Origin of the sequence: Parasegetibacter sp. NRK P23, assembly GCF_023721715.1 — a bacterium.
Lineage (GTDB): Bacteria > Bacteroidota > Bacteroidia > Chitinophagales > Chitinophagaceae > Parasegetibacter.
In genome coordinates, this window is sequence record NZ_JAMDLG010000017.1 from 16471 (window position 1) to 42976 (window position 26506).

Consider the following 26506-nt stretch of genomic DNA (forward strand, 5'->3'; position numbering starts at 1 on the left):
ATTGTTTTGGTTCCTTCTATTATTTTCTTTCCCTTCTAAGGGCCATGCCCGTGAAAAGGATGGCCAATACACAGGCTGCGATGAGCACCATAAAACCGCCATCCCATCCCCACGCGTCCACTACATAGCCCATGGCCGCGTTGGCGAACAAGGCGCCGCCGAGATACCCGAAAAGTCCCGTAAGCCCGGCGGCTGTTCCTGCGGCTTTTTTGGGAACAAGTTCCAGCGCGTGCACACCAATCAGCATCACCGGTCCGTAAATCAGGAAGCCGATGGCCACCAACGCGATGTGATCAACCATGGGGTTGCCCGCAGGGTTTTTCCAATACACCAATACAGCCACCAACACCAGTAGCATATACAGGATCGTGGCCGGCGCACGTTTTCCGCGAAATACTTTATCGCTCAACCATCCACACAGCAATGTGCCGGGAATGCCCGCATATTCATAAGCGAAATAGGCCCATCCGGTTTCTCCTAAAGAGAATCCCTTGGCCTCTTTGAGATAAGTGGGCGCCCAGTCCAGTACACCATACCGCACCAGGTACACGAAGGCATTGGCGAACGCGATGTACCACAGCAGCCTGTTCACGAGTACGTAATCAAGGAATATCTTTTTGGCGCTGAGTTCCTTCTCATGTGATTCAGAATAATCCGGCGCATAATCATTTTTGTATTGTTCGATAGGTGGCAGCCCGCAGGATTGCGGCGTATCCCTCACCAGCCAGAAAGCCACCAGGGCAATCAGGAGGGCAATAAGGCCGGGAAAATAAAAAACGCTGTGCCAGTCGGCGAAGATGGCAAGTCCCAATGCGGTTAACGGACCAACCAGTCCGCCCCCAACATTATGCGCCACGTTCCATATCGCCATTTTTCCGCCGCGCTCTCTTAATGAAAACCAATGCACCATTACCCTGCCGCAAGGGGGCCATCCCATGCCCTGGAACCAACCGTTGATGAAGAGTACACTGAACATCACAGCGATGGAGCCGGTGAAGAAAGGCACCAATCCCATGGCGATCATGGTCAGCGCGGAAAGGAACAGGCCGATGGAGAGAAACTTCCGCGCATTGCTCCTGTCGGATACATTGCCCATCAGGAACTTGCTCAATCCGTAAGCAATGGAAACACCGGAAAGCGCCACGCCAAGCTCACCTTTAGAGAAACCCTTCTCCACCAGATTAGGCATGGCCATAGAGAAATTCTTTCTTACAAGGTAATAGCCCGCATACCCGATGAAAATACCGAGGAACACTTTCAGGCGGAGCGCTTTGTATTCCTTGTCTATCTCATTGGCTGGCAGCAATGGTTTGTGCGCCGCGGGCGCGAAAAAAGAGGTCATTTTCATACTATGGCAGGCTGGTCTTGCTTCTTGGGTTTATAATGTTCAGGTAAATAATATTCCACTACATTGCTGAAATCAGCCAACTGTGTTTGTTTCCAGGCGGCGTCTTTTCCCAGCAATGTGGCCATTACATCAGTCACGGCCGGGGCTATGCGCAAAGCTTCCCGCGCATCCAGCAGGATGGCCCGGGTTCGGCGCGCCAGCACATCTTCCACGGAACGCGCCATCTCCTGCTCTACCGCCCATACCACCTGCGCTACGCTGATCTTCAGTTTCTCGCTGATCCACCCGCCGTGTGCTTGCATTAATCCGCGCACCTGTTCCGCATCGGAACCATAGTAATAAAGCGGATCGTTCCAATCCGTTTTTTCCTGGTAACCATGCACCGGTAAATGACGGGTTGCGGAAACAGTTTTTCCCCATCCCGCTACCGACTCTACTTTATCAACCAGGTCTTCCCCCATCTTGCGGTACGTGGTCCATTTCCCCCCGAGTATGGTAAACAGTCCTGAAGGAGAAACTATAATCTTATGACTGCGTGAAATTTCTTTGGTCTTTTGGCCCTCTCCCTGCGGAGCGGCTAAGGGCCGAAGGCCCGCGAACACACTCAATACATCTGAGCGTTTCGGTTTCTGCACCAGGTATTGACCCGCGGTATCCAGGATAAATTGTATCTCCTGCTCCAATGCCACCGGCTCCAGGGTGGCCGTTTCCACCGGGGTATCCGTCGTACCCACAACCAGTTTACCGTGCCAGGGTACCGCGAACAACACGCGCCCATCCGGCGTTTCCGGGATCATAAGCGCTTCATTTCCGGGCAGGAACATTTTGTCGAGCACCACATGTACCCCCTGGCTGGCCGTTGTGCTTTTCTTTACGCCGGGCTGGTCCATCTTCAATATATCATCTACAAAAACACCGGTCGCGTTCACCACGGCCCTCGCTTTCAGCCGGAACAATTCCCCTGATTCCAGGTCTCGGGCCTCTACCCCGTTCACCTTACCCTGCGCATCTTTGCGGAGCGAAGTAACTTTCACATAATTCACCACTACGCCGCCCTTCTCTTCAATGGTTTGCGCAAGGTTCAGGGCCAGCCGGGCATCGTCGAACTGCCCGTCGTGGTACAATACGCCGCCTTTCAGTTTTTCCCGAACAATGTTGGGCAAACGGGAAACCACCTTTTCGGGCCCTACGAATACCGAGGCGCCGAGACTCAACTTCCCGGCGATCCAGTCGTATAACTTCAGGCCTATGGTGTATTTAATCCTGTCCCACCAGGTGTAAACGGGTATAATAAAGGAGAGATTCTTTACGAGATGGGGCGCATTTTTCACCAGCAATCCCCTTTCGATGCTTGCTTCCCTTACAAGGGCCACATCGCCCTGCGCCAGGTAGCGCACTCCTCCGTGTACCAGTTTGGTACTTTTACTGGAGGTGGATTTGGCGAAATCGGACTGTTCGAGAAGCAACACTTTGTACCCGCGCGCGGCGGCTTCCAGTGCCGTTCCCAGTCCCGTGGCCCCGCCACCTGTAACCACAAGGTCCCAGGTGATGGCTTCGCGCATCTTTTCTATACTTGAGTTCCGGTTCATTGGCGTAGATATTATATCCGGCTTATGTATCGAAAGTAGTAAAATATCTCAATGCAATGTACATCGTTTTCCGATATACCTACTTTTACGATATTAATTGATTTCGATCAAGTTGTAGGAGAGCGATTGTATTGGTGTCTCTTTGGGATTTGACAGGCTGTACTTGAAAGAAACAGTGATTTAACGGGCGGAAAGTTGGTGTTTAACTCCACATAAAAAGGGTGCACCATTTCTGATGCACCCTCTTGTTTACAATATGAGGTTTCTCTTCTATTTCAGTTTGGTAGGCTCGATTTGTTCTGTTCTGATCAATGCGCCGGTTACGGCATCTAGAATGTTCACCATCGTGATGCCTTCGATATCTTCCAGCTTCGATGTTTTGGAAAGGTCCAGGTTAAACTGTGACCTTGCTTTGATCCATTTGCCCAGGTTGGCATCGTACACACCTCCGAGTTTGTTCCAGAATCCCTGGTCGGAGGGTGTCTGGTAGTTAAAGCTCAGCGCGTTGGTGCCACTTCTGTAGTAGGGCTGCGAAGTCAGTGAAATCGGGTCCACTTTATCGTAGAAGTCTGTATTGGCGATTTTATATCCTGCAGCCGGATCCGCCTGGTAAATACTACCTCCTGCCCCGATGAAGATCACATCTATGGGAGCGGAGTTTACGTCTACGTTTATTCCTTCGAATACTGCGAACCCGGAGGCGTTTCCGCTGTTGGCGAACAACCCGGAGGTTCTGAGTCCGAAACCGTCTCCATCGGCGGTGGTATAGTTAAAGGAGCGGATCCATTTTGCCTGGGCGATGGAAGTGGAGCTTGCCCCGTTGATCATCTTAGAAGACCCGCCCACATAGAAAAATTCTCCTTTGGAAACGGTTCCCTGTGTGAGGTTGAATTTAAAGGTACGCGCCGTAGTGCCGGAAACCGCATCGGCTCCGGTGGCCCATCCTTTAATGGGGAACACACCGGTAGGGCTTGAGGTTCCGGCGTTGCTGGTTACTACCACGGAGAAGGGTGTTTCAGCAAAATCAATATCCTTTGTGGCGAGGAACTGCATGTATTCATAATTTCCGTCTCCCCCTTCCGCATCGGCCATGTAACCGGAGATAATGATGGCGGCGATATCCGGCGTGGAGCTGAGCGGCACCACATCGTTCAGGGTACGGATCCGTTGGTGCGGCGTTAAGGTTCCTTTTTCATCTTGTGTATTGAATACGATGCCGTAATAGTTCGCGCTGAAATTCAGTCCGGTTGTATTTGCAAAGGTTGCGGTGGGTATTGTACGCAGGGCAAGGTTGCCGAAGCCGTCGTTCATGATCTTATCGCCGAGGTAAGGTTCTGTCGCCTGAGGCACAGGATCGAATCCCGCTTTCACAATCGCCACGAGCGTGCATTCAAAATCGTTGGGTTTGTTCAGGATCAGATTACTTCCAACCCTGTTTGGCGGAATAGTAATATTGCTGCCTGCTTTTGTAATGGCCGATGGCTGCAATCCCACTATCTGGAGAATACCATCTTTTCTTGTAAGTGTTGTTCCTGTAACGTCCATCACTACGGAATCGCCGGGAACATAATCAGCGGCGGCAGCGCCGATCTGGATGGCCATACCACGAAGCAGTGATAACCTTCTTTTATCCTGGATAATCAGCAGCCCTTCGGGCAGGTTCTTGCCGGAATGATCAGAGATCACGACGCCTGTAATAGCGGTGGAACCGTACATGGTCTCTTCATTCAGCAAAACATCTTCCCCCTTGTGCAGGTTCCTCAGATCGTAAAGCGGAAGAATGGGAGCCACCATACCACCGGGGTAATTGTCTTTTTTACATCCTGATGAAAGGGCCGTGGCCACCAGCAGGAGAGCGTATATGATTGATTTTTTCATTGTAACTTTTTTAATCGCTTAAGGTTTTTGCCACCAAACATTGGTAGAAATAAGATCGGGTCCCTGTGCGGCCACTGCTTTTTTGTAGTTGCTTGGGTTAGCCGATTGCACATATACCGGGTAGGTCATTCTGGCGGGCATTACACCACCATTCATAAGACCGGGGCCTTTGGGAAGGATGGGATGGCCAGTGCGGCGGTATTCAAACCATTGTTGCATGTCTACCAGAAAGAGGGCGTAATATTTCTGCAAGTGAATCTGTTCCATTTTGGCTTCCATATTTCCTCCTTCATTCCAGGTGAGGTCGGCGTTGGCGATGTACGTGTTCAATTCAGTAGAATTGGCGGCACCGGAAAAAGTGGGTACCCAGTAATTGATAGACGCCGCGATACCCGCTTTGTAATAGTTTTCAGCGGAGCCGGATATCCATCCTTTCACCGCAGCTTCCGCCAGGATGAACTGCAGTTCGGCGTAATTCATCAGGATACCCGTGAGCGGGTGCTGTTGCAACGATCTTGCACCATAGGTTCCTGTGCTTAGCGCCTGGTCGTTAGAATAGAAGTACGATTGTTTACTTTCTCCCGCGCCAACCGCGTACCCACTGGGCACACCGGCATAACCATTGGACCCCTGCGCGATCCCCCATCTGTTGGCCCCTCCATCACTGTAAGCTCCGGATGTGGTAAGCCGGGGATCACTCCAGTCGCGGAGATGATCGATGAAAAACTTACCGATAGCCGGGGATCTGAAATCCTGCGAACGAACGCCGGTTACATAAGGCGATGTATAGGGATCCGTGGTACTGGCGCCACCGGTCCAACGGATGAAAGCCGCATCGGCATTGCTTTGCATCGTTGGATAGTTTTCTGTATTCGTTTCTGCGATTTCCTTGATTTTACCAATACATTGCTGTGCCACTTCAGCTTTTCCCGCCACACGCAGCAGGAGCCGCATATACAGGGTGTTACCGAATTTCCTCCATTTGGCGATATCACCTTTGAAAACAGGATCACTGTTGATCGTAATGGTCGTTCCTTTGCTGAGCAGGGTATTCGCTTCTTCCAGCTTTTTGAAGAGATCAAGGTAGATATCTTTCTGGGCGTCGAAAGCGGGTTCCAGAATACCACCTTTGGTGGCATCTCCTTTGTTGGATTCAAAATAAGGTATATCACCATAAGTATCCGTGAGCATGGAGAAAAGCCATGCCTGTCCTATCAATGCAATTCCCTGATAAGATTCGTTCAACGCGCCTTCCTGACCGGCTTTGTCGTAGATGTCTTTGAAATTGGTCAGCTGAACATACCATGCGTTCCACAGGTAATCAGAAAAAGTGCTTCTGAAAGTATACCTGAAAACAGTGGCATCCGCGTCACTCATGTTCACGGTCACCTGCATGAGCTCGTTGTTAAAGTTCCTGTTGCGCGACATGCCCGGCCACATGGAATTTACCAGTGCAGGCGCGAGAAGTCTGTCCGCAGTTGTGGTAAGTGGCGCCACCGGATCAGTGTTCTCTTTTACAAAATCTTTATCGCAGGATGTTAAACCAGTTATACCCGCCAATAAAAGGACCACTGTATATAATTGCTTTTTCATTGTCAACTGTTTTAAAATCCAAGTGAGAGGTTAAATCCGTAGGAACGGGTGGAAGGGAACTGTGCGATTTCGAAACCGGTAACGATGTCTGTTCCGCTCAGTGTTCCAAATTCAGGATCGAACATGGGCCAGGGCGACCATACGAAGAGGTTACGTCCGTAAATACCCAGTTGCGCGTTGGCCAATCCTACTTTCTTCAGGAACTTAGGTGTGAAGCGGTAGTTCAGCGAAGCTTCCCTGAACTTGATGAAATCGGTACTGAAGGTGCTTCCCTCAGCATTGTCGGTTCCCATGTGCGAGCGGTAATATTCATCAATATCATAAGCCACCACATCATTCTTCCGGTAGCTTCCGTCGTGGTTCTGTACCACGCCGTTCCCGATGATACCGGCATAGCGGCCCGGAAGCGTGGATTTCAATTTGCCCTGTTCCACCAATTTGTAGTTCAACAGCGAGTGCGCCACCGCACCTACCTGTGCATCAAACAAGGTTTTCAGTAAAAACTGTCCGATCTTAAAATCGTTGCCAATACTGGCTCTGTATTTCGGCATGGTGTTTCCGAGATACACCACATCTTCCGTGATTTTAGCTAAGCCTGTAGTGGCATCGTAAATCACCTGCCCATCGGGCGCACGCTGGTATCCCCTTCCGAATAAATCGCCCATGCTTCCGCCTGGCCGCGCCACGATCTGCCCACCACCCACGGGACCGGTACGCAATACTACCGAGCTATCCGGCATGGAAATGATCTCGTTTCTATTGCTGGAGAAGGTCGCATACGCCATCCATCCAAAGCCTTTTCTACCTTTGGCCTGGATAAGCGTGCCGTTCAGGGCAACTTCAACGCCTTTGTTGTCTACACGTCCCGCGTTAATCGTAACAGCATTGTGCCCGGAAGACCGATCAATTACCCTTGACAATATTTGTCCTCTTGCTGTCTGGTGGTATAGCGCAACATCAAATCCAAGGCGGTTGTTGAACATCTTCACTTCAGCGCCTACCTCTAGTGAAGTGGTAAACAGCGGTTTCAGGTCATAGTTAGGCAACACGGAAGGGTTGGCAAACACGCTATCCGGGTAAAGCACATTGGTAATCGGTGAATACCTGTATGCCGTCAGGTAAGGAGACGTACTGCCACTGCCCACTTTAGCGACAGAGGCCCTCAATTTCGCGTAGTTGACGGATTTTGGAAGATTCAGCAACTGAGAAGCTATAAAACTCATACTTAAAGAGGGATAGAAAAATCCCACATTGGCCTTTCTGTACGGACTCGCCAACACACTGGCCCAATCCTGCCGGGTAGAAACTTCCGCGTACAAATAATCGCGGAAACCTGCCGTAAACATTCCATAGAAGCTGTTGAAGGTATACCTGTTGGTATCCGGGATAGAAACTATGGGATAAAGGTTATTATCAAGTGAATATATTCCCGGATATTTTAACCCATCCGCACGCAAATCAATTTTATTGTAACGGTTTTTCAACGTACTTCCTCCCACCGTGATGTTGAGGTTCAGATCTTCATTCACATCTTTGTTGTACCGGGCAAGGAAATCAACCGTGGTTTCCTGCGCGTAGATGTTCTGCGTACGGAAAGATCCCTGCGGCAAACGTGTTCCGGCATCATAAGGACGCTCCTGCGCGCGTTTATCGTTCGCGAAATCAATACTGTAACGCACCAGCAGACTCAGATCCTTATTGAACTGGTACAAGGCCTGTGAGTTGGCGGTAATATTATTCCTTTTACTGCGGTTGATGAACTCGTTCACGACCGCGTAAGGGTTCTCGGGGAAAGAGCTGTAAGGATATTTTATCAGCGTATACCTGCTGCCGTTTGCCCAGTAGTTTTTGAGCCAGTTGTGGTCGGCATTGGGTTGCCAGAAAATGTACCAGTACATCAGCGACTGGTTGCCATATCCCGCACCGGGCAGGTTATCGCTGTTACGGTGGCTGTAATTCACTTTGTTCGTCCACTTCAGCTTTTTCGTAACATCCGTTGTAGTGGACAGGTTGATGGACCTGCGTTCAAATCCTGTATTGGGTATGATCCAGGTATTGTTTTGCGTGGTCAGTGAAAGCCGCATGGTAGTGGTGCTGATCTTTCCATCTATGGTCAGTGAATTGGTCAGGTTACGACCGGTTTCAAAGAACGTGTTCAGGTTATCATAAGGCACCCAGGGCGTTCTTTCTTTGCCTACGGCTTGCGTCACCGGATCGTATTGGAAAAACATTTGTCCGTCGAAGCGAGGACCGTATGCTGAACTCGTACCACTTGTACTTGCACCATCCACACTGGAACCATAAGAGTAGTGTGCCGCTCCATCGAGCCCTTGGCCATACTCATACTGAAGATCTGGCCAGCGGTTCACGGATTCCAAGGAACCGTTAGAATTGAAGCGTACATTAAAATGTCCTTTCTTTTTAGACTTCCCGGATTTGGTGGTGATGATGAGCGCGCCATTCGCGCCTCTTTGCCCGTAAAGCGCAGCAGCGCCCGGCCCTTTCAGCACCGTAACGCTTTCAATATCTTCCGCGTTCAGGTCGTTCAGTACACTGCCGTAATCCGCGGGCATGTTATCGCTGCCGGTTCCATATACGTTATCGGAACTGTTCGCGGAACGGCGGCCACCACTGTTGCTGATGACCACGCCATCCAATACGATCAATGCTTCGTTGTCTCCGGTGAGGTTGTTCTCTCCACGGAGGATAATTTTGTTTGAACCGGCGGGTCCGCTACCAGAGCGGATCAGGTTCAATCCCGCTACTTTTCCGGAGAGCGCGTCGGTCCAGTTGGAAGAAACGGCATCCGTAAGCTGGGTACTGTCCACTTTGGTAACGGCGTACCCAAGGGAACGCGCTTCTCTTTTAATACCAAGTGAAGTCACCACCACGTTCTGCAACTCATTGGCGGCACTCACCAATTGGATTGCAATATTGTTCTGGTTGCCCACACGGATTTCCCTGGTCTGGAACCCGATAGCGGATACTACAAGTACATCGTTCTCCGCTACAGTGAGCGTAAATTCTCCTTTTGCATTGGTCGTCATCCCCCTGCTGGTCCCTTTCACCTGGATGTTCACATCCTGGAGCGGTTTTCCATCGGCGGGGTTGGTTACCTTACCGGTAACCTTCTTTTGCTGGGCGAACAGCATCATGTTCAGCATCAGAAGAAGAACGGTTCCGAGTAGCCGAAGCACCGGTTTTTTCTTCCCTGAAACGGTCGTAGAAATTTTCATAAACAACATTCTGGGTTTGTTAAAGATGGTACAGGCTATCTTCTCATTCCCTTCATAGCCAGTGAAGGTGTTGAAAGCGGATGAATAGGTTCCATATACTTCAGTTCCTTATCAGTTCCATAACGGACATAGCTATCCAGGGCAGCCATTTTCGCGGGATGCCGGGCAGCTTGCCAGCTACAAAAACAGGAATAAGTTGGATTTACACAGTCATATTCATTACAGCCGGCAGGTGCGCCTCCCACCGGAATTTACTGTTATGATATATGCTATGGAACTGAACGCCGGGGATCCCGGTATATTCCGGGGCAAAAAGTACGGGTCCTTTTTTTGAGGAAGAACGAACTTTCGCCGCTTTCAAATCAGCAAGGGTCCAATCAGAAAAGCCATAACGCCGCAAAGATACACCGGCACATAAATCGGATACCATCAAACGAAGGTTGTTAACCAAAACGTAATGTTCCGGGTGCAAATTTTCTTTGGCTGAATGCGAACTGGATGAATGTCCACTCCGACGTGTCATTCCTGAAATGAACGGTGTAATATTAAAAATTGAACTAACTATAATGAATAAACGCAAACAGAAATATTCCGTTTTCCCCAACGGATGAAACCGGGAAAAAAGAAAACCTGCCTTATATGTGTTATTCCACTTCATAAGCAATCGGCGTCCCTTCTTTATACTATATCGGGCGCCTTAAAATATGCGTATGCAAGGTACATCGGAAAGCGATACACCTCGGTTTCGTAACATTAACAGATCGTTACCAAAAAGTAAACGAATAATTAATACAGCAGTAGAAGGGAATCAAGCCTGGCTGAACAATAATTTCCGGGAAATCTTATTGAACCTCGAATTCAACAATACTGAAGAGAAACTCAGCCCGATCACGAAGCCGATCCATATACCCGTGGCGCCCATCCCCGCTTTGAAGGCCAGGTAATACCCCGTTGGTATACCCAGCACCCAATAGGCGATGGTCACCAGTAAGGTGGGCACCTTCACATCACGCACACCCCGGAGCAGTCCTACTCCAATAGATTGTGTGGAATCCGATATCTGAAAGAGCGCCGCGAACAACAATAAGAAAGCCGCGGTGTCCACGACTTCTGCATTGCTATTGAACGCGTGGGGCAACAGGTTTCTGAAAAGAATGAAGAAGATGCCGCAGGCCACACCATATATAAGTGCGGTGTAAAGTGTGCTGAAACCAATGCGCCGCAAGCCTGAAAAATCATTACGCCCATAACTTCCGCTGACGCGGATACTTCCCGCCTGCGATAAGCCTACCGATACCATGAACGTGGCGGAAGCGCAGTTCAGCGCGATCTGGTGCGCGGCCTGCTGTGTGGCGCCCAGCCATCCGATCATGATGCCTGAAACAGAGAATGCGCCCGCCTCCATGCCGTATTGTAAACTGGAAGGCACGCCAATCTTCAGCAATTCCCACCAGGAACGCAGTTTCAGTACCCATTCAAACCGCCGCCATTTGCCATACACACTGAACCTTTTCTTTTTTAAGATCACCCAGAGCAATACAACAAAGATGACCGTTCTTGAAAATAAGGTGGTTAGTCCGGCGCCTACCAGTTCCAGGCGCGGCATGCCCAGTTTTCCGAAGATGAATACCCAGTTCAGAAAAGTATCCAGCGGAAGCGAGAAAAGGGAAAGCGCCATGGCCAGGCGTGTATATTCGAGGCCATCGGTGAATTGTTTGAGCGCGAGGAACATCATCATCGGAATAATGCTCCAGCCCATGATGGCGAGATAAGGTTCCGCCAGCGCGGCTACTTCGGGATCCTGCCCCATGCTGTACACGATATTCCGGCCCAGTACCACGCACAACGCGATGAGTACCCCGGTAAGGGCGCAGAGCCAGAAACCATTGTAAGCGTAGTGCGCTACTTTGCGGTGATCGCCACGGCCGTTGTGGATGGCCACCAAAGGAGAAATGGAAACGGTGATGCCTATGCCGAGCACATAAGGAATACCAAGCATATTGGTAACAAGGGAGGAGGCCGCAAGTTGTTTGTAACTGATGGCGCCCACCATAGCGGAGTCGATAAGTCCCAGCGCAATCTGCGTGAGATTACCCAATATCAGTGGACCAGCCACCTGTAACGTTCTTACCGCCTCTTTTTTCATAAGGCAGCAAAGGTAACTAAAACTCCCAGCGCTGTACCCTGGCGATTGCTTTCTTCCAGTAACGGTGTATGTTCTGGAGATCGGGGCCGTTTTCAGCCGGGACGTATTTTTTTTCGACGGAGTAAAAAGCTTTGATGGTGTCTATATGCTCCCAAACGCCTACGGCGAGTCCTGCGAGATAAGCCGCGCCCAGGGCACTTTGCGAAACGAATCCCGGTTTTACCACGGGGCGTTGCAAGAGATTGGTCTGTAGTTGCAACAACAGGTCGTACGCCACAGAAGAGCCATCCACCTTTAGTTCCGTAACGGCATAGCCATTCTCTTTTTCAAGTGCGGCCACCGCGTCACAAATCCCCAGCGCCACGCCTTCCAGGCTGGCGCGTGCGATATGCCCGGCCGTCGTGCCCCTGCTGATGCCGATGATCATGCCTTTCGCATAGGGATCCCAGTAAGGGGACCCCAGTCCGCTGAAAGCGGGTACAAAATAGACACCGCCGTTATCGGTCTCGGTTTGCGCGAGTTGTTCCACTTCGGCGGTGGTATCGATGATGCCCAATCCATCCCGGAGCCAGCGGAAGGTGGAACTTCCGCCGAACACACTTGCTTCCAGGGCATAGGTTGTTTTTCCTCCGATCTTCCAGGCGATCGTCGTTACGAGGTTGTTCCTGGATAAAATCGGTTGTTCCCCCGTATTCATGAGCAGAAAGCAGCCGGAGCCGTATGTATTCTTGATGCTGCCAGGTTCAAAACACGCGTGTCCGAACAACGACGCGTGCTGGTCGCCGGCGATGCCCGCGATGGGGATAGCGGCGCCCAGTAAATTAGGTTCTGTTTCAGCCACCACTTCATCGCAATCCACCACTTTGGGGAGCATGAGCATGGGGATGGAGAAGAGCCTGCAAAGTTCCTGGTCCCATTGCTGGGTATGAATATTAAACAGCAAGGTGCGCGAAGCATTCGTTACATCGGTGATGTGTTGTTTGCCGCCCGTCAGTTTCCATACCAGCCAGGAGTCTATGGTTCCGAATGCCAGTTTTCCTTCTTCCGCCTTTCGTTTGGCGCCGGGTACTTCGTTGATGATCCATTGTATTTTGCTGGCGGAGAAATAAGCGTCGAGGATGAGTCCTGTTTTCTCGCGGATCATTTCACTCATGCCCTGGTAGTGCAACTGGTCGCATATTTCAGCGCTTCGTTTGTCTTGCCAGGCAATGGCGTTGTAAATGGGTTTGCCTGTTTCACGGTCCCATACGATGGTGGTTTCACGTTGGTTGGCGATACCGATGGCGGCGATATTTTCAGGTGCGATGGCGGCATCTTTGATTACTTCGCGCGCGGCATCCAGTTGGGAGTACCAGAGCTCTCCCGGATCGAATTCGATCCAGTCGGGGCGCGGGTAATACTTTTCAAAATCCTTCTGTACACGGGCCAGTACCTTACCATCCCTGTTCACCAGGGTTGCGCCCGCGGTGGAAGAAGCCAGATCCAGAGAAAGAATATATTTTTCCATAGTGCAACAGGGGATTAACTTTTGAGTTCACTGATGGCGCGCATGAGTTCGCCGAGATAGCCGTACATTTCTTCCAGTTGCTGCTTACCCAGGTCGGTAAGCTGGTAGTATTTACGGGGAATACCTTCTTCCATTTCCACCCAACGCGATTCCACGATCTTTTCTTTTTTCAACCGGTTCAGCAACGGGTAAATGGTGCCGTCCGCTATATCCATATCGAACTGGCCCTTTATATCGCTGATGAGTTCATAACCGTACCGTTCTTTCTTCTGGAGCAACAGCATGATAATGTATTCGAACAATCCCTTTTTGAGCTGAGATTGCCAACGGGTCAGGAAATAGTTTGGGTTCTCCGACATTTATTATTTTTTTTCCCGTTCCAACTTACGTGGTTTTACGGGAACAACTGCTGCGTTACAAAAACTTAATTACCACGAGCCGCTGGCTCCGCCACCGCCACCACTTCCTCCGCCGAAGCCGCCGAATCCTCCGCCACCGCCTGACCAGCCGCCACCGCCACTTCGTCCGCCGCCGCCAAAACCACCCCAGTCCATGAACACGGGCCCGTTCCAGCCACGGTATCCACGGCGCGACATCATACCGCCGCCGCCACCTCCCCTGGAGATCAGGCTGATGATAATGATGATTACCGCCAATACGATGGCTCCGCCACCTATGCCGCGTTCTTTCGTGCGCTTCCGGTCCCTGTATTCGGCGGGTGCCTTGTACTCCCCGGCGGCAGCCTTCATAATGGATTCAGCCGCATGGTCGAACCCCCGGTAAAAATTTCCTTCCCGGAACGCGGGGGTGATATCGTTGTCGATGATCTGTTTGGCGGTGATATCGGGTACAGCGCCTTCCAGCCCGTAGCCCGTTTCGATCCTGATCTTACGGTCATCAATAGCCGCGACGATCACGATTCCGTTGTTGGTGGCTTTGTTGCCCACGCCCCAGTCGCGGAGAATCTTCAATGCGTACTCTTCAATTTCGTATCCGCCGAGACTTTTCACGGTCACGATAGCGATCTGGTTAGAGGTACTATCGTCGTAGGCTACGAGTTTCGCTTCCAGTGTGGCCACCTGGTCGGGCGTCATCACCTGCGCCAGGTCGTTCACCAACCTGGGTGGGGTGGGCCTTTTAGGAATATCCTGCGCCAGGAGCGCGGCGGTTCCCATCCAGCAGAGCAAACATATCAGCAGGAGTTTCTTCATCATAAGGATCAGTGCCCGAAGACGATTTCGTCGGGCAGTTCATTTTTATCGGTGTCGCTGTCATAAGGGAAGTGCGTGTGCAGGGCATCCCCGATATCGGTTACTACGGCGGCAATGCCGTTCGCGATGTTTTCGCCATTGAAAGCGGCGATCATTTTGTCCACTTCCCTGCGCCAGTAGTCGTCTCCTACTTTCTCATGAATGCCTTTATCGCCGTAAACAGCTAACTGGTGGTCCTTCAATGCGATGTACACCAGCACCGCGTTGCGGTCTTTTGTTTCGTGCATTTTCAATCCGTGGAACACTTCCAGGGCACGATCGATCGGGTTCACGAAACGGCAATGCGATTCAATGTACACGCGCACTTCACCGCTGGTTTTCTGTTCGGCCCATTTAATGGCTTCCAGGATCGGTTGTTGTTCCGATGCGGGAATAAGTTCTTTCTTCTTTGAAAAAGAGAATAGCGACACAGGCGATGTATTTATCAGAATTTAACTTCAGGCGCTCTTTCACTTCCGGCTTCCGCAGCGAATCCTTCTTTGGGTGTGAAGCCGAACATGCCCGCGAATATATTTGTGGGGAAAGAACGCGCCTTCGTATTGTAAGCCCTTACCGCTTCGTTGAAATCATTTCTTGCCACTTTGATCCTGTTCTCTGTTCCTTCCAACTGAGCCTGCAGGTTGCGGAACGCATCGTTGGCCCTGAGGTTAGGATAGTTTTCAGTTACCATCAGCAACCTGCCGAGCGCTTGGGACAGTTGTCCCTGTGCCGCCTGGAACTCTTTTAATTTCTCAGGTGTAAGATCAGCGGGATCAACCCTCATTTGCGTTGCCCTTGCTCTTGCATCAATCACATTTTGCAAGGTGGTCTTTTCAAAATCCGCTTCTCCTTTCACTGTATTCACGAGATTGGGAATGAGGTCAGCACGACGCTGGTAGTCGCTCTGTACGTTTGCCCATTTATTTTTTACCACTTCATCCTGCTGCACCAGGGAATTGTATCCGTTGCAACCACATCCGGCCAGGATCAATAAAACAGCAGCTATTCCAATTAGAACCAATGATTTAGTCTTCATTTTCTGAAAGATTTGATGGTGAGGGTTTAAAGTTAAGCTAAAGCGTTCATTCCGCCAATGGTGCGTACCCAGTCGATCATCCGGCTGGTGAAACCGTATTCGTTATCAAACCACACGATAAGTTTAAGGTGGTTGCCCACGATGGAAGTGAGTGTGGCGTCCACCACACAGGAATGGGTGTTCCCTTTGAAATCGAGGGAAACGAGTTGTTCATGGTTCACGGCCAGCACGCCTTTGTATTTGGCATTCGCCTCTTCTTCAAAGATGGCGTGGATCTGTTCCCTGGAGATTTTGTTCTTGAGCACCACGCTGATATCGGCCATAGCGCCATTCGCAACGGGCACGCGGGTGGAAACGGCGGCAATCTTCCCCTTCAGGGAGGGGATCAGCCTTTCCAGCGTAGCGGCCTGGTCTATCTCCACTGGGATAATGGATTCGGCGGCGGCCCTGCCCCTCCTGAAATCGTGGTGCGGAGCATCCACAAGCTGCTGACGGGAAGTGTAGGAATGCAGGAAATTGAGTTGTACCGACTCAATCCCGATCGCGGATTCCAGGATATCGAGTACTGGTGTGGAACTATTGGTCATGCAGCCACCGGGGGAAACGATTTTGTCTTCCGGCCGCCATTCATCGTGGTTGTAGCCGTGTATGAGCAGTGGCACATCCGTATCTCCGGTGGTGGAAAGCAGCACGTGTTTTGCCCCCGCTTCCAGGTGCAGGGCGGCTTTCTCCTTTTTTGTGTACACACCGGAACATTCTATCACGAGGTCTACACCCAGGCTTTTCCAGGGCAGCTTTAAAGCATCCGGTTCACTGAGCAGTTCGATTGGTTTTGCGTTGATGACGAGTGTTTCGTTCAGCGCGAGCATATCCAGCGGCGAAGTACCGTAAACGGAATCGTATTTCAGGAGATAGAGCAGGTTTTCCCGGGGCATAATATCGTTGATGGCAACAAGTTCAATGCCTGGTTCTTCAATCAAACGACGGAACAGGAGGCGCCCGATGCGGCCCATTCCATTGATGGCGATCTTCATGGTTAAAATAATGGCAGGTTAAGGGCGCAAAGTTAGGGTATTGCGGGGTGGTTTCAGGGGAAGAATTTTTGTTGGTGCATTATTGTTTCGTTGCACGCGATGGTTTTTTTTCACGCAATGACGCAAAGGAGCAAGGACGCAAGGAGTGGTTGAGGGGCGGGTGGCTGTGGGAGCATTTTCTCGCGGTTGCTCCGTTCCTCGCAACGCGGAGACGCAAAGCCTTGAGTGGGTGGGGCAGGTTGCTGTTTGAGGACTTGTTGATTTATCGCAACGGTACCATTGGGCTGTTTTTATTTTTCTCGCAGCGACGCGGAGAGCTGATGTATTGCGGAGTCCTGATTTGTTTGAATATTTATTTTTGGCAGCCTATTGAAGGAGCTATAGTTTTTATGTGATCCGGGAAAAATGGTTGTTTGCTATTGCCAATAATCAGGAGGATACCAATTCAGCGTCTCACGTTGCGCCTCCGCGCCGCTGCGAGAAACAAAAAAATTCCGCCTAACGAAATTCCGCCCAATAATTAAGGCTTTGCGTCCTTGCTCCCTTGCGTCTTCGCGAGAAATTCCTACTCACCTACTCCGGCAACCCCACCGGCTTCTTCCCTCCTGCCTTCCTCGAAAACGAGGCATCCAACGCGGTGTTATCCGTGAAAAAACCACAGTTTCTCAGGAAAAAAACATTTCCTGCCACCCCGCCGCCATAGTCCATCCTGTATCCTTTGCGGGCAGTGTTGTCGCCGGTAAAGCGGGCATGGGTGAGTTCGTGCCATTGGCCCTTGTTGTCGCGGATCCATTGGTTGTTGAATTCGACTTTTCTTTCTTTATCGCCCTGGTCGGGACTAAAATTCTCGAGGAAAGAATGGAACCGGGTCAGGTAAGTACTTTTCTTCGGGCGACGGAATGACGCGATGAGTTGCCAGTTGTTTTTTTCAGGCGCGAAAAACCATGCGGTATATATCGTGTGTTCCGGTCCATCGGGAACACCTTTAAGCAGGAACTTATAAGTATTGCCGGTGATCCAGTTGTAGCGGAGGTAGCTTTGTCCGCCGGATCCTTCGTTGCCGAATTCGCCGGTATGCACACCCTCTCCTTTCTTTAGCAATACAATTTTCTGGTCTTCCGGGATCGCCTTCGGATCATCGGTCTGGAACGGACTCCATACGGAAAACAGTATTCTGCGTTCCGTAGCGCTGTTCACCTGCATCCCGAAATATCCTTCTCCGAAGCCATTGGCCATATAGTAAGAGCCAATCACATCATTACCGGGCTTCACGGTTACTTCGTTGTAAAAGTATTCGGCCTTGATGGAATCAGGAAAAGGGTAACTGAGGTGCACCGATGGCCCTCTTCTTCCCCAGTAAAAATAATTTCCCTCGTTGGTGGATACATAATCGGGCGCAGTTTGAGCCGCGGTGCCGGATAAAGTGTAAGCAGCCAATGAAGGATAGGCATCACCCTTCTTTTTAAGTCCCTGTAAACTGATGGCATAATACCCTGGCCTGGTGAGTTTCCAGTATCCCGCATCTACTTTTTGCATTCCCGCTTTCCATTCAATTTCTTTTGCCGAATTATTCACGGTAATGCGTAAACGGGATTCAGCAGATGTGTTTCCGTTCAGCTGGATGGAAAGTTCCCCAGCAGTGTTGATCCTGACATAGGTATTGAATACAACCGCGTCGTCGCTCCAGCCTTTTATGCCATTATTGGAAATAAGGCCCCGCTGTTGCTTCGCGTTGGTGGCCCAGGTATTTCCTCCCAACGGCACAACAATGGAGTCAGCAAAAAAATGGGCGTTCGCCGCCATGGGAAGAACGGCGAACAGGCCCAAAACGACAGACAATATACAAAAGCGTTTCATGCAAAGGGTTTGAAGGGAACAAATATGGGCAAAAGATGGATAGGATTTGGCGGCAACCGTTTGCGTGAATTTAATTTTGAATTTTTGGATGATGAATTTTGGATGATGCGCTGTAAGATATGTATTGCTATTCTCCTCGAATATGCATAAAAAAACCGCCTCAACGAGACGGCCCTCAATTCAAAAATGCGCTCAAAATACCAACAGCTCTTTGCGTCCTTGCTCCCTTGCGTCTTCGCGTGAAAAAAGCAATCGCGTGAAAAAAAATCCCCCCGGAAAACGCCGGAGGGACCTCAAAAAATATCACCTGCTGTACACTACGCTTTCACAGCCGCAATACCCGGCAATTCCTTCCCTTCAAAATATTCCAGCATAGCGCCACCACCGGTGGACACATAACTTACTTTTTCAGTATAACCGAACTGGTTCACGGCCGCAACGGAATCGCCGCCACCCACCAGGGAGAAAGCACCTTTTTCGGTGGCTTCGGCCACTGCATCTGCAATGGCTTTGGTACCTTTCTGGAACTTTTCCATTTCAAACACGCCCATCGGACCATTCCAGAGAATGGTTTTGGAACGAAGGATCACTTCAGCGAAAGCTTTTGCGGCTTCGGGACCAACATCAAGCCCCATCCAGCCATCAGGAATTTCATTGCTGGCCGCGGTTTGCGTGTTGGCGTCGGCAGCGAAATTATCGGCAATCACGGAGTCTGCGGGCAGATGGATGTTCACGCCTTTGGCCTTCGCGTTCTCCAGGAGGTCGGACGCGGTTTGCAGGCGGTCGTCTTCACAAAGCGATTTACCGATTTTCCCGCCCTGGGCCTTCATGAAAGTGTAGGCCATTCCGCCGCCGATGATGATGTCGGTAGCACGTTCGAGCAGGTTCTCGATGATGAGTATTTTATCGGAGACTTTAGCGCCGCCGATGATAGCGGTAAATGGCTTTTCAGCCGCATGGAGCACTTTTTCGGCGCTGTTCACTTCACCTTCCATCACGAAACCGAACATCCTTTTTTCTTTGGGGAAGAACTGCGCGATTACCGCGGTGGAGGCATGGGCCCGGTGCGCGGTACCGAAAGCATCGTTCACATATACATCGCCCAGTTTGCTGAGTTTCTCCGCGAAAGAGGCATCGCCTTTCTCTTCTTCTTTGTAAAAACGCAGGTTTTCAAGCAGCAATACCTCACCCGGCTTCATCATATCGGCGGTAAGATAGGCCTGCTCGCCAATACAGTCGTTTGCGAACAATACTGTTGTGCCACCGAGCAGTTCGCTGAGGTGCTTTACAAGATGTTTCAGGGAATATTTTTCTTCGGGTCCTTCTTTCGGGCGACCGAGATGGCTCATCAGGATCACGCTGCCACCGTCTTTCAGAATTTTCTGAATGGTGGGAATGGCAGCCTTCATGCGCGTATCATCGGTGATGGCTTGTGTGGCTTTATCCAGTGGCACGTTGAAATCAACGCGGATCAATGCTTTTTGTCCGGAGAAATTATGTTGGGAGAATTGGCTCATGGTAGAATATTTTGGGATTGAAAAACAAAAAACCGTAGGAGCGCTACGGTTTTCTATGTTAATTTTCTATTGCATTATTTGCTGATGAGTCCGGCGAAGAATTTCACGGTGCGCACGAGTTGGGAAACATAGCTCATTTCGTTGTCGTACCAGGAAACTGTTTTCACCAGTTGCTTATCGCCTACGGTCACCACTTTGGTTTGAGTACCATCAAACAGGGATCCGAAGGTGGTGCCGATCACGTCGCTGCTCACGATTTCGTCTTCAGTGTAACCGAAGCTTTCGTTGGAAGCGGCTTTCATGGCTGCGTTCACTTCTTCCGCGGTTACTTTTTTGCCGAGGATGGCGGTAAGTTCTGTTACGGAACCGGTGATGGTGGGAACGCGTTGTGCGCCGCCGTCCAGTTTACCTTTCAGTTCGGGCAGTACCAGGCCGATAGCTTTGGCGGCACCTGTAGAGTTGGGAACGATGTTGGCTGCGGCAGCACGTGCGCGACGAAGATCGCCTTTCGCGTGTGGCGCGTCCAGTGTATTCTGGTCGTTGGTATAAGCGTGGATGGTGGTCATGCTGCCTGCTTCGATACCGAACTGGTCGTTCAGTACTTTGGCCATTGGCGCCAAACAGTTGGTGGTGCAGGAAGCGCAGGAAATGATGGTTTCAGAACCATCGAGGATGCTGTGGTTCACGTTGAAAACGATGGTCTTCAGGTCACCGGTAGCGGGGGCGGAAATCACCACGCGTTTAGCGCCGGCGGTCAGGTGCGCGGCGGCTTTGTCTTTATCGGTGAAGAACCCGGTACATTCCAGCACTACATCAACATCGTGCTGTCCCCAGGGAATTTGTGCGGGATCTTTCTGTGCGTATATTTTGATCTCATCACCGTTTACGGAGATGGAGCTGTCGGAGTTGGTAACATCTGCGTCGAAACGGCCCTGGGCTGTATCGTATTTGAGGAGGTGCGCCAGCACTTTCGGACTGGTAAGGTCGTTGATGGCAACAACATCAATACCTTCCATGTTGTAGATCTGACGGTAAGCCAGTCTTCCTATTCTTCCGAAACCGTTGATCGCAACTTTTACTTTGCTCATGATTATATTGGTTTATACGTTGAAAAATCGTTGGCGAAGTTACCATTTTCCACCTAATAAAAAAGCCATCTCCCGAAACATTTGAAAGCGATTGCAAAAGAAAGATGAAAAAAAATCTCAAATATTTTTGGCGAATTGAAAACGTATCCTATTTTTGCACTCCCAAATCGCTAATGGCGCGTTGGTCAAGCGGCTAAGACGCCTCCCTTTCACGGAGGAATGACGGGTTCGATTCCCGTACGCGCTACGAAAAAAAGGATCATCTGAAAAGGTGGTCCTTTTTTGTTTAGGGTAATTTGTTGGGGCCGATTGCTTAAATTTGAATTGTAGCGTTTAAGTTACGGTACCATGAACACGTCATACCAAAAGATAGAAAAACAGCTTGGTTTCCTGCACACATTATGCAGAAAGGAAACTATTTTCCCTGAAGACATCCCCGCTCATTTTAAGAATGATATTCAGCACTTTATTGCAGGAGAAACACTGCCCCTTCAGGATGGAAAAATCAGGATAGGCCCAATCTATTTAAAAAATGGTACCAGAAAATACAGACCCGCGGATTTGATTATGAAATAGACTGGAAGGAATGACAATATCCATCTTATGCTGGACTTTATATCTGACCGAATGATTGAAAGCCTGGAGAAAAAGATGTTATTGGTTAAAGAATTGAAAGTTTAATTGCATTTCAGGGGAACACATGTAGTGAAATCTACTACTAGCAATACAAAAATCCAATTCCAGATCAGTTTTCCCATAACGAATATTATTCACAGAAATCCTTTAGTCCCGTGAACACCTCCACAAACGATAAACAAACAAAATGAAAATGCTAAGGATATATATGGCAGTTTTAGCCATACTTATAGCAGCTACTGGCAACGCACAAACCAATTTTAAAACATTAATTAAAACCTTTGAAGGCATTACCGGGAACTGGCAGGGTTCCCTTACCTACCTGGATTATTCCACCGGAAAACCATATACAATGCCCGCTGATATGAGTTTTAAAAGGATAAACAACACCAACCGGTTCCTGCTGTACAACATCTATCCCAATGAAAAAAGTGCGAACTCCATCGATACCATCACCATATCCACTAACGGCGATTATATTGGCAACGAGCAGGTAAAATCAAGAAGAAAACTATCCAATGGCGATATTGAAATTATTACAGAAGAAAGAGGGAAAGATGGCAATGACAACAAAGACGCAACTTTCAGGCACACTTACATTATTGGTAAACAAACCTGTAGAATAAGAAAAGACGTACTGTTCGAAGGAGCTAAAGAATGGATAAACCGGCATGAATATGTTTATAAAAGGAATACCAATAACCAGAACTAAAAATCCCTTGAAGAAACACCAGCCACATCACTATGTCAGGCACCTCCACCACCGTTGCTAACCGCCTTCGCGAAGTCTTCCTGAATGGACATTTCATCGCAAACACCAATTACCGTGAACAACTCCAGGACCTGAATTGGATGCAGGCAACGCAGAAAACAGGCAACTTCAATACTATTGCCGCCCTCACCTACCACATCAACTATTACATGGCCGGAATCCTGGACGCATTTGAGACCGGTAAACTCACCATCAGCGACAAATACAGTTTTGACCTTCCCCCTATCCAGGCTGAACAGGATTGGCAGCACCTCGTAGTGACACTTCTCAGCAATGCGGAAAAACTTGCGGACGCTATTGAAAAGATGACAGCAGACAAGTTGAGCCAGCCTTTCTTCGATGAAAAATACGGAACCTATCAAAGAAACATGGAGGCCGTGATTGAACACAGCTATTACCATCTGGCCCAAATCGTACTGCTTAAAAAAATAGTTGCGGATTCCCATCAGTGAGCCTGGAAAACAAACGGCCATCCATAAGATACAAACCTATGTACTATTGCCTGATAAACCGATACAGGCATCAGTTAAATCCCTGCCGAAATTCCAGCGGCGATAAATTCGTCTTCTTTTTGAAAAGTGTGCTGAATGATTGCGCATGTTCAAAGCCGAGAGCATAAGCGATCTCACTGACCGAAAGACTGGTGGTGGAAAGTTTTTCCTTGGCCTTTTCAATCAGTTTTTCATGAATATGCTGCTGTGTGTTTTTCCCGGTGTGCACCCGTAGCAAGTCGCTCAGGTAGTTCGGCGACAAATTCAGCTGCGCGGCGATATGCTGCACGGTAAGCAAACCTTGAGCATCACTGTTAAAGTAGTCATTGATCAGTTGTTCGAACCTGGTCAGCAAAGCTGAATTGTTGTTCTTTCGTGTCAGAAATTGTCGCTCGTAGAAACGGTTGGCGTATTTCAGCAGGCTCTCAATATGCGTCAGGATGATCTCCTGGGTGTGCTTATCAATATGCCGGCATTCCTTGTCAATTTTATGGAGGATCGTGATCAGGTCCTCTTCTTCCTCAGCCGACAGGTGCAGCGCTTCATTCACCGCGTAGTCGAAAAAACCGTAGTGATGGATGTTGCCCGCCAGCGTATGCTGCAACAGGAAGTCGGGGTGAAAGATGAGCAGGTAACCGGACCCGCATTCCATATTTTGCAGGTCCAGTTGCTGCACCTGGTTGGGCGCCGTAAAACTCAGTACGCCTTTATCATAATCGTAATGCTGCTGCCCGTACCTGATCTTGCCTTTGGCTTCCCGTTTAAGGGCCACGCAATAAAAGCGGTTAACGAAACCTTTCCAGATGTCGTCTTCTAAAAAAACACTTTCCGCCAGATTGATCACGCTCACTAATGGGTGGCGGGGTTCGGGCAAAGACAGCAGCCGGTGAAATTCTGATAGAGAGTTGATGGCGTTCATAACCGGAAAGTTAATCAATTAAGCCCATGCTGAATTCATCATAAGGCGCACCCGTGTCCGTACCCAACGGCACGATGCTTTCCAGTTGCGAAAGGTCCGCATCCGTTAACACAATGGAAGTTGAGGCGAGGTTTTGCTCCAGGTACTTTCTGCGTTTCGTTCCAGGGATCGGTAAAATACCCTTGCTCATGATCCAGGCCAACGCCAGTTGAGAAGACGTGACGTGCTTTGCTTCAGCCATGGCTTCGATTGCCTTAACCAATTCAATATTCTTATCGAACATTTCACCCTGGAAACGCGGGATGGCCCTGCGGAAATCGTTCTCCGGAAGGTCATTGATGTTTTTGATCTGTCCCGATAAAAATCCACGGCCCAAAGGCGAGTAAGCCACAAATCCGATGCCCAGTTCTTTTAATGTAGCCAACACGCCACGCTCTTCCACGGTGCGTTCAAATAAGGAGTACTCGCTTTGTATCGCAGTGACAGGATGCACGGCATGCGCCCGCTTCACCGTTTCAGCCGACACTTCCGACAGACCGATATATCCTATTTTGCCTTCTTTCACCAAATCAGCCATCGCTTCAACAGTTTCCTCGATCGGTGTATTTTTATCCAGGCGATGCAGGTAGTATAGATCGATGTAATCGGTATTGAGGTTTCTGAGCGAACGCTCTAAAGCTTTCTTTACATAATCCTTTTTGCCATTGATGGCCCAGGTTACTTTGTTGTTGTCATCAATTTCCCACCCAAACTTGGTGGCCAAAATATACTGATCGCGTTTACCACTGATCGCCTTTGCAATGAGTTGCTCGTTTTTCAGCGGCCCGTACAAGTCTGCGGTATCCAAAAAATTGCCGCCCAGTTCAAGTGAACAATGAATGGTCGCGATGGCTTCCTGCTCATCGGCAGGACCATACATGTGTCCTTCTTCAAAGCCTGTCATGCCCATACAACCCAGGCCGATCATTGGTACCACCAATCCCTGGCTGCCCAATGCGATTTGTTTTATTTTCATGCACCAAAGGTCGGCAGGCCGAATTGCGCGGATGTATGCAAATCCCTGAAGTTTGTATGCAAAACAAGGCGAATCAATAAAGCCACTACCGTGTTCCAGCCCGGATCAGGTCAAGGGTGTATTGTATTTCCGGATCTTTATCAGCACGGATATAGCGCTGGTATGCTTCAAAACTGAGTTCCCGGTCAGGAATACACCCTCTTCCGTTGTCGTTTTTAGCTTTCATAAAATAGATTTCACTCATAGGCACCGTGAGCCTGCATTTTGTTTTGGGCAATGTATAGGTGCTGAACCAGGCTGCGGTGGTAGAAGCTTCTCCGCTACCGGTTTCCGTGCCAACGAGCAAACCGCGTTTGTTGTTCTTCACCAGTGCGGCAAAGTAAGTGGCGGCACTTACCGTGCCACCACTGATCAACACATACACGCTACCTTTAAAATTATTCTTATCCGGGGGATAGTTGGCTACAGAACCTTCATTAAGGCGGGCGTTGCCATAAAAGAAGCCCGCCGCGCTGTCGTAATCGAAACGCTGCTTTAAGAAATTTTCGGTTTGGGCTTGTTCTTCATCCGTCATTTTTGCACCGTTGCCATTCAACATATTTTCGGGATCGTGCATTTTGATGTTCTTCGTCCGGTAATTGAATACATTGTCGAAAGGCTTCAATGCCACAAACGAATACAACAACGCGGACATGTTCGGGTTGCCGCCGCCGTTGGAACGGATATCGATGATCACGTTCCCGATGTTCCGCTTCTTCACCTCTTCAAAAAAGCTGCTCAGTTCTTTGTACATCACATTTTCCTGGAGCATAAAAGTAAGGACGGTCAATATCGCGGTGGATTCCCCGTCAAGGTATTCTTTGGTCACATAGGCCCGCTTCAGGAAGGTGTTGAAAGGAAGCTGGCCGAGGTTGCGGTGGTGGTAACCCGTTTTGGCGTCCACGGCTTTGAGTTGCACGGTAACGGGGTTCCTGGCGCCAAAATCCTTGTATACCACCTCGTAGCTGGTGGCATCGGGAAATACCAGGCTAAGGAACAAACTCAGGTTATTACCGGTCCGGTCCACCCCGGTTCCAATAAAACCATCGCTGTAAGTGGCATAACCGATCTCACTCAGGAGTTTACCCGAGGGGATTTTGTTGATGCTCAAAATTTCCGCGCCGAAAGGTATGGCAGCGCCACGGGCGTTAACAATGAGCCTGTTGCCAAAATTGGTCGTGGCCAGTGGAAAATGGTTCATCGCGTAAAAAATATCCGCCACCTGGTCCTCATTGTAATCCAGTTTGAGGTGTACGTCATTGAACAATTGTATGGGAGCGTAACGCAGGGCACTCAGCAGTGAGGGATCATTGTCAAACCTTTTCATCAGGGAATCCATCTTCCGGTTAAACGTTACCGTGTCAGTAAATTTGTATGGATTGGGGTGCTGCCGCTTCAACAGGTCAACAGCATAGGTGAAATCATCTTTCAGGTCCTGCCTGGTAAACCCTTTAAAGGGTTGTTGTTGCGCCAGCACAGGTGTAGTGAACAGGAACATCAAAAGCGCGGATGCAAAAAATCGCTTCATAGCTATAGCTTTTTTTATAAACTTACT

Annotated in this window: 20 protein-coding genes and 1 tRNA gene; 3 read left to right on the plus strand and 18 right to left on the minus strand. The window is 49.6% G+C overall.

Annotated features, from left to right (window positions below; genetic code table 11):
* Positions 1–19: 19 nt before the first annotated feature.
* The 15 genes from glpT to gap all read right to left on the minus strand — a co-directional run bounded on the left by glpT (position 20) and on the right by gap (position 21079).
* Positions 20–1348, minus strand: a complete 1329-nt coding sequence (gene glpT / locus M4J38_RS17860; protein WP_251761170.1) for a glycerol-3-phosphate transporter — start codon at positions 1346–1348, stop codon at positions 20–22.
* A complete protein-coding gene (locus tag M4J38_RS17865; RefSeq protein ID WP_251761171.1) occupies positions 1345–2937 on the minus strand; it encodes a glycerol-3-phosphate dehydrogenase/oxidase in 1593 nt (530 codons plus the stop codon). Before M4J38_RS17865 ends, glpT begins: the two co-directional genes overlap by 4 nt.
* 270 nt (positions 2938–3207) lie before the next feature.
* A complete protein-coding gene (locus tag M4J38_RS17870; RefSeq protein ID WP_251761172.1) occupies positions 3208–4815 on the minus strand; it encodes a DUF5689 domain-containing protein in 1608 nt (535 codons plus the stop codon).
* A gap of 18 nt (positions 4816–4833) precedes the next feature.
* Entirely contained in the window at positions 4834–6408 is a 1575-nt protein-coding gene (locus M4J38_RS17875) for a SusD/RagB family nutrient-binding outer membrane lipoprotein (protein WP_251761173.1), read from the minus strand.
* 11 nt (positions 6409–6419) lie between these two features.
* On the minus strand, positions 6420–9644 hold the full coding sequence (locus M4J38_RS17880; protein ID WP_251761174.1) for a SusC/RagA family TonB-linked outer membrane protein: 3225 nt from the start codon (positions 9642–9644) through the stop codon (positions 6420–6422).
* An 808-nt stretch (positions 9645–10452) separates the two neighbouring features.
* Positions 10453–11790 (minus strand): MATE family efflux transporter, encoded by a 1338-nt coding sequence (locus tag M4J38_RS17885; RefSeq protein WP_251761175.1) that lies wholly within the window; start codon positions 11788–11790, stop codon positions 10453–10455.
* 16 nt (positions 11791–11806) lie between these two features.
* A complete protein-coding gene (gene glpK / locus M4J38_RS17890; RefSeq protein ID WP_251761176.1) occupies positions 11807–13297 on the minus strand; it encodes a glycerol kinase GlpK in 1491 nt (496 codons plus the stop codon).
* Between the two features lie 14 nt (positions 13298–13311).
* Positions 13312–13656: a PadR family transcriptional regulator gene (locus M4J38_RS17895; protein ID WP_251761177.1), complete on the minus strand. Its 345-nt coding sequence runs from the start codon at positions 13654–13656 to the stop codon at positions 13312–13314.
* A 69-nt stretch (positions 13657–13725) separates the two neighbouring features.
* Positions 13726–14511, minus strand: a complete 786-nt coding sequence (locus M4J38_RS17900; RefSeq protein ID WP_251761178.1) for a YgcG family protein — start codon at positions 14509–14511, stop codon at positions 13726–13728.
* Between the two features lie 5 nt (positions 14512–14516).
* Positions 14517–14978, minus strand: coding sequence for a TPM domain-containing protein (locus M4J38_RS17905; RefSeq protein ID WP_251761179.1), 462 nt, complete (start codon positions 14976–14978; stop codon positions 14517–14519).
* Positions 14979–14992: 14 nt separating this feature from the next.
* Positions 14993–15583 (minus strand): LemA family protein, encoded by a 591-nt coding sequence (locus tag M4J38_RS17910; RefSeq protein WP_251761180.1) that lies wholly within the window; start codon positions 15581–15583, stop codon positions 14993–14995.
* A 32-nt stretch (positions 15584–15615) separates the two neighbouring features.
* Positions 15616–16617, minus strand: a complete 1002-nt coding sequence (locus tag M4J38_RS17915) for a type I glyceraldehyde-3-phosphate dehydrogenase (protein ID WP_251761181.1) — start codon at positions 16615–16617, stop codon at positions 15616–15618.
* A gap of 573 nt (positions 16618–17190) precedes the next feature.
* Complete coding sequence (locus tag M4J38_RS17920; protein WP_251761182.1) at positions 17191–18474, minus strand: DUF3472 domain-containing protein; 1284 nt, start codon at positions 18472–18474, stop codon at positions 17191–17193.
* Positions 18475–18791: 317 nt separating this feature from the next.
* Positions 18792–19991, minus strand: coding sequence for a phosphoglycerate kinase (gene pgk, locus M4J38_RS17925; RefSeq protein ID WP_251761183.1), 1200 nt, complete (start codon positions 19989–19991; stop codon positions 18792–18794).
* Positions 19992–20065: 74 nt separating this feature from the next.
* The gene (gene gap / locus M4J38_RS17930) at positions 20066–21079 is read right to left on the minus strand and encodes a type I glyceraldehyde-3-phosphate dehydrogenase (RefSeq protein WP_251761184.1); all 1014 of its coding nucleotides are present in this window, start codon (positions 21077–21079) and stop codon (positions 20066–20068) included.
* 175 nt (positions 21080–21254) lie between these two features.
* Between gap and M4J38_RS17935 the strand changes: the two genes are divergently transcribed.
* The 3 genes from M4J38_RS17935 (at position 21255) to M4J38_RS17945 (ending at position 22939) form a co-directional block, all read left to right on the plus strand.
* Positions 21255–21326 (plus strand) — tRNA-Glu (locus tag M4J38_RS17935).
* 597 nt (positions 21327–21923) lie between these two features.
* Positions 21924–22427: a hypothetical protein gene (locus M4J38_RS17940; RefSeq protein WP_251761185.1), complete on the plus strand. Its 504-nt coding sequence runs from the start codon at positions 21924–21926 to the stop codon at positions 22425–22427.
* Between the two features lie 32 nt (positions 22428–22459).
* The gene (locus tag M4J38_RS17945) at positions 22460–22939 is read left to right on the plus strand and encodes a DinB family protein (protein ID WP_251761186.1); all 480 of its coding nucleotides are present in this window, start codon (positions 22460–22462) and stop codon (positions 22937–22939) included.
* Positions 22940–23009: 70 nt separating this feature from the next.
* On the opposite strand, the gene M4J38_RS17950 is transcribed toward M4J38_RS17945, so the two are convergent.
* From M4J38_RS17950 to M4J38_RS17960, 3 genes are all read right to left on the minus strand, one after another.
* A complete protein-coding gene (locus M4J38_RS17950; RefSeq protein ID WP_251761187.1) occupies positions 23010–23897 on the minus strand; it encodes an AraC family transcriptional regulator in 888 nt (295 codons plus the stop codon).
* 10 nt (positions 23898–23907) lie between these two features.
* Positions 23908–24912 (minus strand): aldo/keto reductase, encoded by a 1005-nt coding sequence (locus M4J38_RS17955; RefSeq protein ID WP_251761188.1) that lies wholly within the window; start codon positions 24910–24912, stop codon positions 23908–23910.
* Between the two features lie 85 nt (positions 24913–24997).
* Positions 24998–26479: a S41 family peptidase gene (locus tag M4J38_RS17960; RefSeq protein ID WP_251761189.1), complete on the minus strand. Its 1482-nt coding sequence runs from the start codon at positions 26477–26479 to the stop codon at positions 24998–25000.
* Between the last annotated feature and the right edge of the window lie 27 nt (positions 26480–26506).

What these genes read in the sequence shown, in the direction of transcription:
- M4J38_RS17885 (WP_251761175.1), bottom strand. Translation starts at nt 11,790, where the DNA reads ATGAAAAAAGAGGCGGTAAGAACGTTACAGGTGGCTGGTCCACTGATA.
- M4J38_RS17910 (WP_251761180.1), bottom strand. Translation starts at nt 15,583, where the DNA reads ATGAAGACTAAATCATTGGTTCTAATTGGAATAGCTGCTGTTTTATTG.
- M4J38_RS17900 (WP_251761178.1), bottom strand. Translation starts at nt 14,511, where the DNA reads ATGATGAAGAAACTCCTGCTGATATGTTTGCTCTGCTGGATGGGAACC.
- M4J38_RS17955 (WP_251761188.1), bottom strand. Translation starts at nt 24,912, where the DNA reads ATGAAAATAAAACAAATCGCATTGGGCAGCCAGGGATTGGTGGTACCA.
- M4J38_RS17875 (WP_251761173.1), bottom strand. Translation starts at nt 6,408, where the DNA reads ATGAAAAAGCAATTATATACAGTGGTCCTTTTATTGGCGGGTATAACT.
- M4J38_RS17950 (WP_251761187.1), bottom strand. Translation starts at nt 23,897, where the DNA reads ATGAACGCCATCAACTCTCTATCAGAATTTCACCGGCTGCTGTCTTTG.
- M4J38_RS17870 (WP_251761172.1), bottom strand. Translation starts at nt 4,815, where the DNA reads ATGAAAAAATCAATCATATACGCTCTCCTGCTGGTGGCCACGGCCCTT.
- pgk (WP_251761183.1), bottom strand. Translation starts at nt 19,991, where the DNA reads ATGAGCCAATTCTCCCAACATAATTTCTCCGGACAAAAAGCATTGATC.
- M4J38_RS17895 (WP_251761177.1), bottom strand. Translation starts at nt 13,656, where the DNA reads ATGTCGGAGAACCCAAACTATTTCCTGACCCGTTGGCAATCTCAGCTC.
- M4J38_RS17865 (WP_251761171.1), bottom strand. Translation starts at nt 2,937, where the DNA reads ATGAACCGGAACTCAAGTATAGAAAAGATGCGCGAAGCCATCACCTGG.
- M4J38_RS17945 (WP_251761186.1), top strand. Translation starts at nt 22,460, where the DNA reads ATGTCAGGCACCTCCACCACCGTTGCTAACCGCCTTCGCGAAGTCTTC.
- M4J38_RS17915 (WP_251761181.1), bottom strand. Translation starts at nt 16,617, where the DNA reads ATGAAGATCGCCATCAATGGAATGGGCCGCATCGGGCGCCTCCTGTTC.
- M4J38_RS17960 (WP_251761189.1), bottom strand. Translation starts at nt 26,479, where the DNA reads ATGAAGCGATTTTTTGCATCCGCGCTTTTGATGTTCCTGTTCACTACA.
- M4J38_RS17880 (WP_251761174.1), bottom strand. Translation starts at nt 9,644, where the DNA reads ATGAAAATTTCTACGACCGTTTCAGGGAAGAAAAAACCGGTGCTTCGG.
- M4J38_RS17920 (WP_251761182.1), bottom strand. Translation starts at nt 18,474, where the DNA reads ATGAAACGCTTTTGTATATTGTCTGTCGTTTTGGGCCTGTTCGCCGTT.
- glpK (WP_251761176.1), bottom strand. Translation starts at nt 13,297, where the DNA reads ATGGAAAAATATATTCTTTCTCTGGATCTGGCTTCTTCCACCGCGGGC.
- gap (WP_251761184.1), bottom strand. Translation starts at nt 21,079, where the DNA reads ATGAGCAAAGTAAAAGTTGCGATCAACGGTTTCGGAAGAATAGGAAGA.
- glpT (WP_251761170.1), bottom strand. Translation starts at nt 1,348, where the DNA reads ATGAAAATGACCTCTTTTTTCGCGCCCGCGGCGCACAAACCATTGCTG.
- M4J38_RS17940 (WP_251761185.1), top strand. Translation starts at nt 21,924, where the DNA reads ATGGCAGTTTTAGCCATACTTATAGCAGCTACTGGCAACGCACAAACC.